General features: G+C 56.9%; 7 protein-coding genes and 1 pseudogene. 1 reads left to right on the forward strand and 7 read right to left on the reverse strand.

The genetic code is table 11. The features are described from left to right. Window positions 1-152: 152 nt before the first annotated feature. Window positions 153-398: pseudogene (locus tag ACQUQO_RS17860) on the forward strand (IS110 family transposase); the annotation flags it as partial. 327 nt (window positions 399-725) lie between these two features. On the opposite strand, the gene ACQUQO_RS17865 reads toward ACQUQO_RS17860, so the two are convergent. The 7 genes from ACQUQO_RS17865 to ACQUQO_RS17895 all read right to left on the reverse strand — a co-directional run bounded on the left by ACQUQO_RS17865 (window position 726) and on the right by ACQUQO_RS17895 (window position 3905). Continuing rightward, window positions 726-1742 (reverse strand): hypothetical protein, encoded by a 1017-nt coding sequence (locus ACQUQO_RS17865; RefSeq protein ID WP_435079954.1) that lies wholly within the window; start codon window positions 1740-1742, stop codon window positions 726-728. Between the two features lie 136 nt (window positions 1743-1878). Beyond that, window positions 1879-2028 (reverse strand): hypothetical protein, encoded by a 150-nt coding sequence (locus ACQUQO_RS17870; protein ID WP_435079956.1) that lies wholly within the window; start codon window positions 2026-2028, stop codon window positions 1879-1881. A 139-nt stretch (window positions 2029-2167) separates the two neighbouring features. After that, on the reverse strand, window positions 2168-2398 hold the full coding sequence (locus tag ACQUQO_RS17875) for a hypothetical protein (RefSeq protein WP_435079957.1): 231 nt from the start codon (window positions 2396-2398) through the stop codon (window positions 2168-2170). Window positions 2399-2445: 47 nt separating this feature from the next. After that, on the reverse strand, window positions 2446-2754 hold the full coding sequence (locus tag ACQUQO_RS17880) for a non-histone chromosomal MC1 family protein (protein ID WP_435079959.1): 309 nt from the start codon (window positions 2752-2754) through the stop codon (window positions 2446-2448). Window positions 2755-2877: 123 nt separating this feature from the next. Further along, the gene (locus tag ACQUQO_RS17885) at window positions 2878-3288 is read right to left on the reverse strand and encodes a TRAM domain-containing protein (RefSeq protein ID WP_435079960.1); all 411 of its coding nucleotides are present in this window, start codon (window positions 3286-3288) and stop codon (window positions 2878-2880) included. Window positions 3289-3386: 98 nt separating this feature from the next. After that, the gene (locus ACQUQO_RS17890) at window positions 3387-3668 is read right to left on the reverse strand and encodes a helix-turn-helix transcriptional regulator (RefSeq protein WP_435079962.1); all 282 of its coding nucleotides are present in this window, start codon (window positions 3666-3668) and stop codon (window positions 3387-3389) included. 69 nt (window positions 3669-3737) lie between these two features. After that, window positions 3738-3905, reverse strand: coding sequence for a DUF1931 domain-containing protein (locus tag ACQUQO_RS17895; protein ID WP_435079964.1), 168 nt, complete (start codon window positions 3903-3905; stop codon window positions 3738-3740). Between the last annotated feature and the right edge of the window lie 441 nt (window positions 3906-4346).

The following is a 4346-nucleotide window of genomic DNA, read 5'->3' on the forward strand; positions in this document are numbered from 1 at the left end:
AAGCGTGCCATCTCGCCGATTTCGACCGAGAGCGCGGACGACTTCCGCGCTCTCGTTGAGGGGACGTTCCTCGAACTAACGCATCGTCTGAGCTTCGCTGCCGACTGGATTGACCGATTTCTGGACGTCAATAGCTTACGCTAGCCCCTAGCGACTCGCGGTTCGAAGGCGGGATCTCGAAGAAAGGTTCAGGGAAGTTGCGATGGATTCTGGTTCAGTGCTCGTATGTCGCAGTCTATAAGAGCGAAGACGAGTACTTGAGTCGGTTCCATAAGCGGTTAGCACGGCGAAAAAGCTCGAAGGAAGCAATCGTCGCAACCGCTCGGAAACTACTGGTCTCAATCTTCCATATGCTGGATCGAAAGGAGGTGTATGACCCACCAGGTGTGAGTGCGTGAGGGACGCCTGACCGGCGTCCCTCACTGACGGGGATATCGCGGTCGGTGAGCGGCTGGTAACTCTACTGAAATCACAGACAGCACCGCACAGCACCGACCGCAATGAGGATAGACAGCAACGCCTTCCGTCGGTTTTCCACATCAGAGTGTATCAGAATCTGATCACCCTAAAAGCTATACTGGTGGCGGTGGTTTACTCAGCCAGCAGGATTTCCATAGGTGTAACAATCGAAGGCGCATAAGGCCGTCAAGCGTTACACAAGGCCAGACCACCAACGCCGTAGAGGGGCCAGCGCCGGAATACAATATCGTCCGCAATCGTCCGCCTCAGCCGCTTTCTGTCTGCGTCTCGAACGAACTCGCTGGCGAGAATTCAGTCAGTTCCTCGATCTCCCCTTCCAAGCGCTCGACCTCCTGACGGAGTACGTCAGCCTCGGGATCGTCGCTGACCGCCAGCCGATCTTTCAGCCCCTGCAAGCGCGTCTCCTTGCGTTCCTCGTCTACCTCGGCTTTGCGCACGTACTCGCTCTCGCTCACGTCGTACACGTCTCCCTCGGACACTGGGACGACATCCAGCGCTTCCTCGACTTTCGAGCGGTCGACACCAAGTAGTTGCTCACGGTCGATTCCTGTCTCTGCGAACGCGTCGAGCACTTCCTCGTCGTCTTTCAGCGAGCGGTTCCGCCGCGTCGTTCGCTGGACTGAGCCATACTGACCATGTAGTGGCCGGTCGTGTCCGACGCGCTCCAAGAGGACGTCGGTCACGTCCTTCCGGAGGTCGTTGGCGTTGCGCTGGACGTCCGACAGCAGCGTGTAGAGGTTGACCAGCACGGGTGTCTCGACGTCATCGAGAGCGGTCATATCCTCGCGTTCGAGCGCATCGATCAGCAATAGCATATCCGAATAGACGTCAATCTCGGGTTCTTCACGGGAGCTGTCCTGCTCGCCTTCGGCACTCGCAGTCATCGACAAGTGTGGTGCATCGTCCAGCACGGCGCTCTCGTCGGCTTCGTCGAGTTCGGTCAGCGTGTTCTCGCGTTCGTCGAGGACGTAGCGCGGGTGGAGTCCAAGCACTGCCGCGTACGGTTCGGCTTTCGGTGGCAGTCGTTCGAGTTCGTAGCCGTCGACGGCGTCGCGGGTATGCTCGGCGAGCGCTTCGAACTGCTCGCGTTGCAAGGGTTGTGACTCGCCCGAATCGACGTCTTCGATGATGATACGCTGGTCTTGGACGTCGCTGACACGGAATCGTGTCGAAGCCAACGGTGTGATAAGCGTCGCCTCGTCGGGGAGTTCCTCACAGCGCTCGATCAGCGTGCCCCACGTCGCGCCGAACGGAATCGCCATGTTCCGATTCAGAGAGCCACTGTCTAAAGAGCCGTGGGCGATACACCGGATTTCGAGTGAAAATCTACTCTCTGGCGCGTTCTCCCAACCACTCTACGCCAATTGGGTGACAACGGAGGCGACGCAGCTCCACGATTCACGGGCCGATTTCGTAAGATGCGATCTCAGTTGAGTTGCAGGTCGGGCAGATATCCGTCTCTGGCTCGACGTTCGCACCGCAGTCACGGCACTCGACGACCGCCTCCTCTGTCGTACGCGAGAGCATCCGTCTGACTGTCTGTATCATGACTAAGAGGGACAGAGAGCGTGTGAAGCTCTTTCGAGGCCCAGATCGTTCTGTCCTCGATGCTCGGCTACCCACCGGACAATTATAGAGGCTTTCCAAACGGAGCGAAAGTGAAGTCACGCCAATTCCGAGGTGCTGGTCACTCGTCGGTCGGCGTGATGCGAATCTGCTCTTCAACGTAGTAGATGTAGCCACGGCTTTCGAGCTGTGTGAGCGTGTCCTCAGCACCCGCTTTGCTGACGCCCTCGACGTCGGTGATCAGGTCGATGGCCTCGTCTCTCGGGAGGGCTTCGCCGGTCCCACCCGCGGCGTCGGTCAACAGCTCAAGCGTGTCCTCGGCGAACGGCGGTATCCGCCGCTCTTCGTTCATACTTGGTGTTTCAACCGCCTGTATATCAATCTGTGCCGGGAAGCGCGCTACAGTTCGTCGAGATGCTCGACGCCCTCTTTCGAGACGTTCGCTTCCGTGATCGTCTCGGGCATCCAGTCGGGTTTGTCTGGGGGTGCTTCGTCGCGCCACGCCCATCCCTCGCAGATGTGGAGTTTCTCTGTTCCCTTCTCTCGCAGGCGGAACTGGGTGCGGCTCGCTTGCGATTCGCTCTCGGCTGGATCAAGCCGCCGAGCGGCTTTCAGCGCTGCCTGTCGTGGTATCTTTCCCGAGTACACGCTTGTTTCCTCACCGTTCTCGTCGCGCAAGACGAAGTTTCGGTGGACATCGCTTGCCATGATAATCCCACGCGAACACAGTACGGACTATGTGATAAATGTATTCCCGTCAGCCGATTTCTCTCGACAAATAGCGAATCACTCTCATCGAATCGCTCACCAATTGACTGTGACTGTCGGCACTCAATTCTCGGATTGGTCTGTATCCTCGTGAACAGTCGTGAATGCAAAATTCTCGCGCACGTCGGTGACTTCGACGATCACTTCATCATCAGGACGCGCTCCGGGCACGATCAGTACGTAGCCGCGCTCGATTTTCGCTATCCCGTCGCCTTGGTCACCCAGCGTCTCGATGGTCACCTCGCGGACATCGCCAGTCGATACCGGTGGCGTCGGTGTCGAATCTACGGATGGTTGCTCCTGGTGGCGCTCGCTGGAGTGAGAATCGCCGAGGATTGCCACTCGATAGGTCTCACCGGCCGAAACCGTGCCCAGATCGAGTGCGTCCTCTGGCACCTCGATCCTGTACGAATCGTCGTTTTCCTCGAGTGAGCCGGTGAACAAACTCTCCAATTGATCAGGAATCTCGACCATTAGCTCGCCCCCGCTCCGTCGCCGGTATTCGGTACTGCTCTCGATGAGAACGAGACAGCGAGGGCGTCGACCCGATGGAGCGAAACACCACCCATAGTTCAGGCTTCAGCAGCGGTGTATTGATCTTCCCATTCGCGGCGCGCTTCGATCTCGCGGCGGCCACGCTGGGTCACCTGATAGTAGTTCGTTCGATTGTCGATCTTCCCCTTTTCGAGCAGGCCCTTGTCGACCAGTTCATCGAGATTCGGATAGAGCCGTCCGTGATGGATTTCACCCTCGTAGTACTGTTCGAGTTCGTCTTTGAGTGCCAACCCGTGCGGTTCGTCCTTGCCGGCTGCCACGTACAGCAGGTCGCGCTGGAAGCCAGTCAAATCGTACATATCCCACTATTGGTCATTCAAAGACTAAAATACATCGGTATTCGGAAAATATCTGCTACTCCGTCTGCTTCAGAGGTCGCGGGGCTGGACAGTCTTGCGCTCGTTGGCCTCTGCGCGCCGTGCCGCATCCGCGAGCAAGTCTCGGACGTCGCTATCCAGCGCGTCGTAGAAATCCGCCGAGACGTTCTGGTCTGCGAGCTGTTCCTTGACCGCCGATTTGACGATGAGATCCGTCATGCAACCTCTACTCCCAGTGATCCGTACTTATATCTTTGTAAATCACCATGAAAGTAAACATGCCCCAGCAGACGGAAGGGATGAAGAGTTACAGATCGATGCCGAAGTACGAAAGCGAACAATCGAGCATTTGTCTATTCATACTCTTGGTGAATTTCAAAATCTCGTCGCAGGGAGCCACGCTCCGATAGCCGAAATCATCAATTCCTCAGCGCGCAATCAATCACCATGCTCAAAGGGTTTCCAGAGAGACCGCTCTCGTATCACGAGCTAGAGGTGCTTGCCCAGTCTGACGCTATCGGGTTTGTTCTTCCTGCGACGCCGAACAGTCTCAGGGATGATGAGGAAGGCGAACCTGGAATCTACCCCACTTTCGACACCCAAATGTGTTCTTGTGAGCAAACCCTATGATCAAGATCGAGTTGATGGTAGATTTTGTCA

The sequence above is a fragment of the Halococcus sp. AFM35 genome, from assembly GCF_051195015.1.
Lineage (GTDB): Archaea > Halobacteriota > Halobacteria > Halobacteriales > Halococcaceae > Halococcus.

Coding starts and splice junctions, on each gene's coding strand:
- ACQUQO_RS17865 (WP_435079954.1), bottom strand. CDS start 1,742: ATGGCGATTCCGTTCGGCGCGACGTGGGGCACGCTGATCGAGCGCTGT.
- ACQUQO_RS17870 (WP_435079956.1), bottom strand. CDS start 2,028: ATGATACAGACAGTCAGACGGATGCTCTCGCGTACGACAGAGGAGGCG.
- ACQUQO_RS17875 (WP_435079957.1), bottom strand. CDS start 2,398: ATGAACGAAGAGCGGCGGATACCGCCGTTCGCCGAGGACACGCTTGAG.
- ACQUQO_RS17880 (WP_435079959.1), bottom strand. CDS start 2,754: ATGGCAAGCGATGTCCACCGAAACTTCGTCTTGCGCGACGAGAACGGT.
- ACQUQO_RS17885 (WP_435079960.1), bottom strand. CDS start 3,288: ATGGTCGAGATTCCTGATCAATTGGAGAGTTTGTTCACCGGCTCACTC.
- ACQUQO_RS17890 (WP_435079962.1), bottom strand. CDS start 3,668: ATGTACGATTTGACTGGCTTCCAGCGCGACCTGCTGTACGTGGCAGCC.
- ACQUQO_RS17895 (WP_435079964.1), bottom strand. CDS start 3,905: ATGACGGATCTCATCGTCAAATCGGCGGTCAAGGAACAGCTCGCAGAC.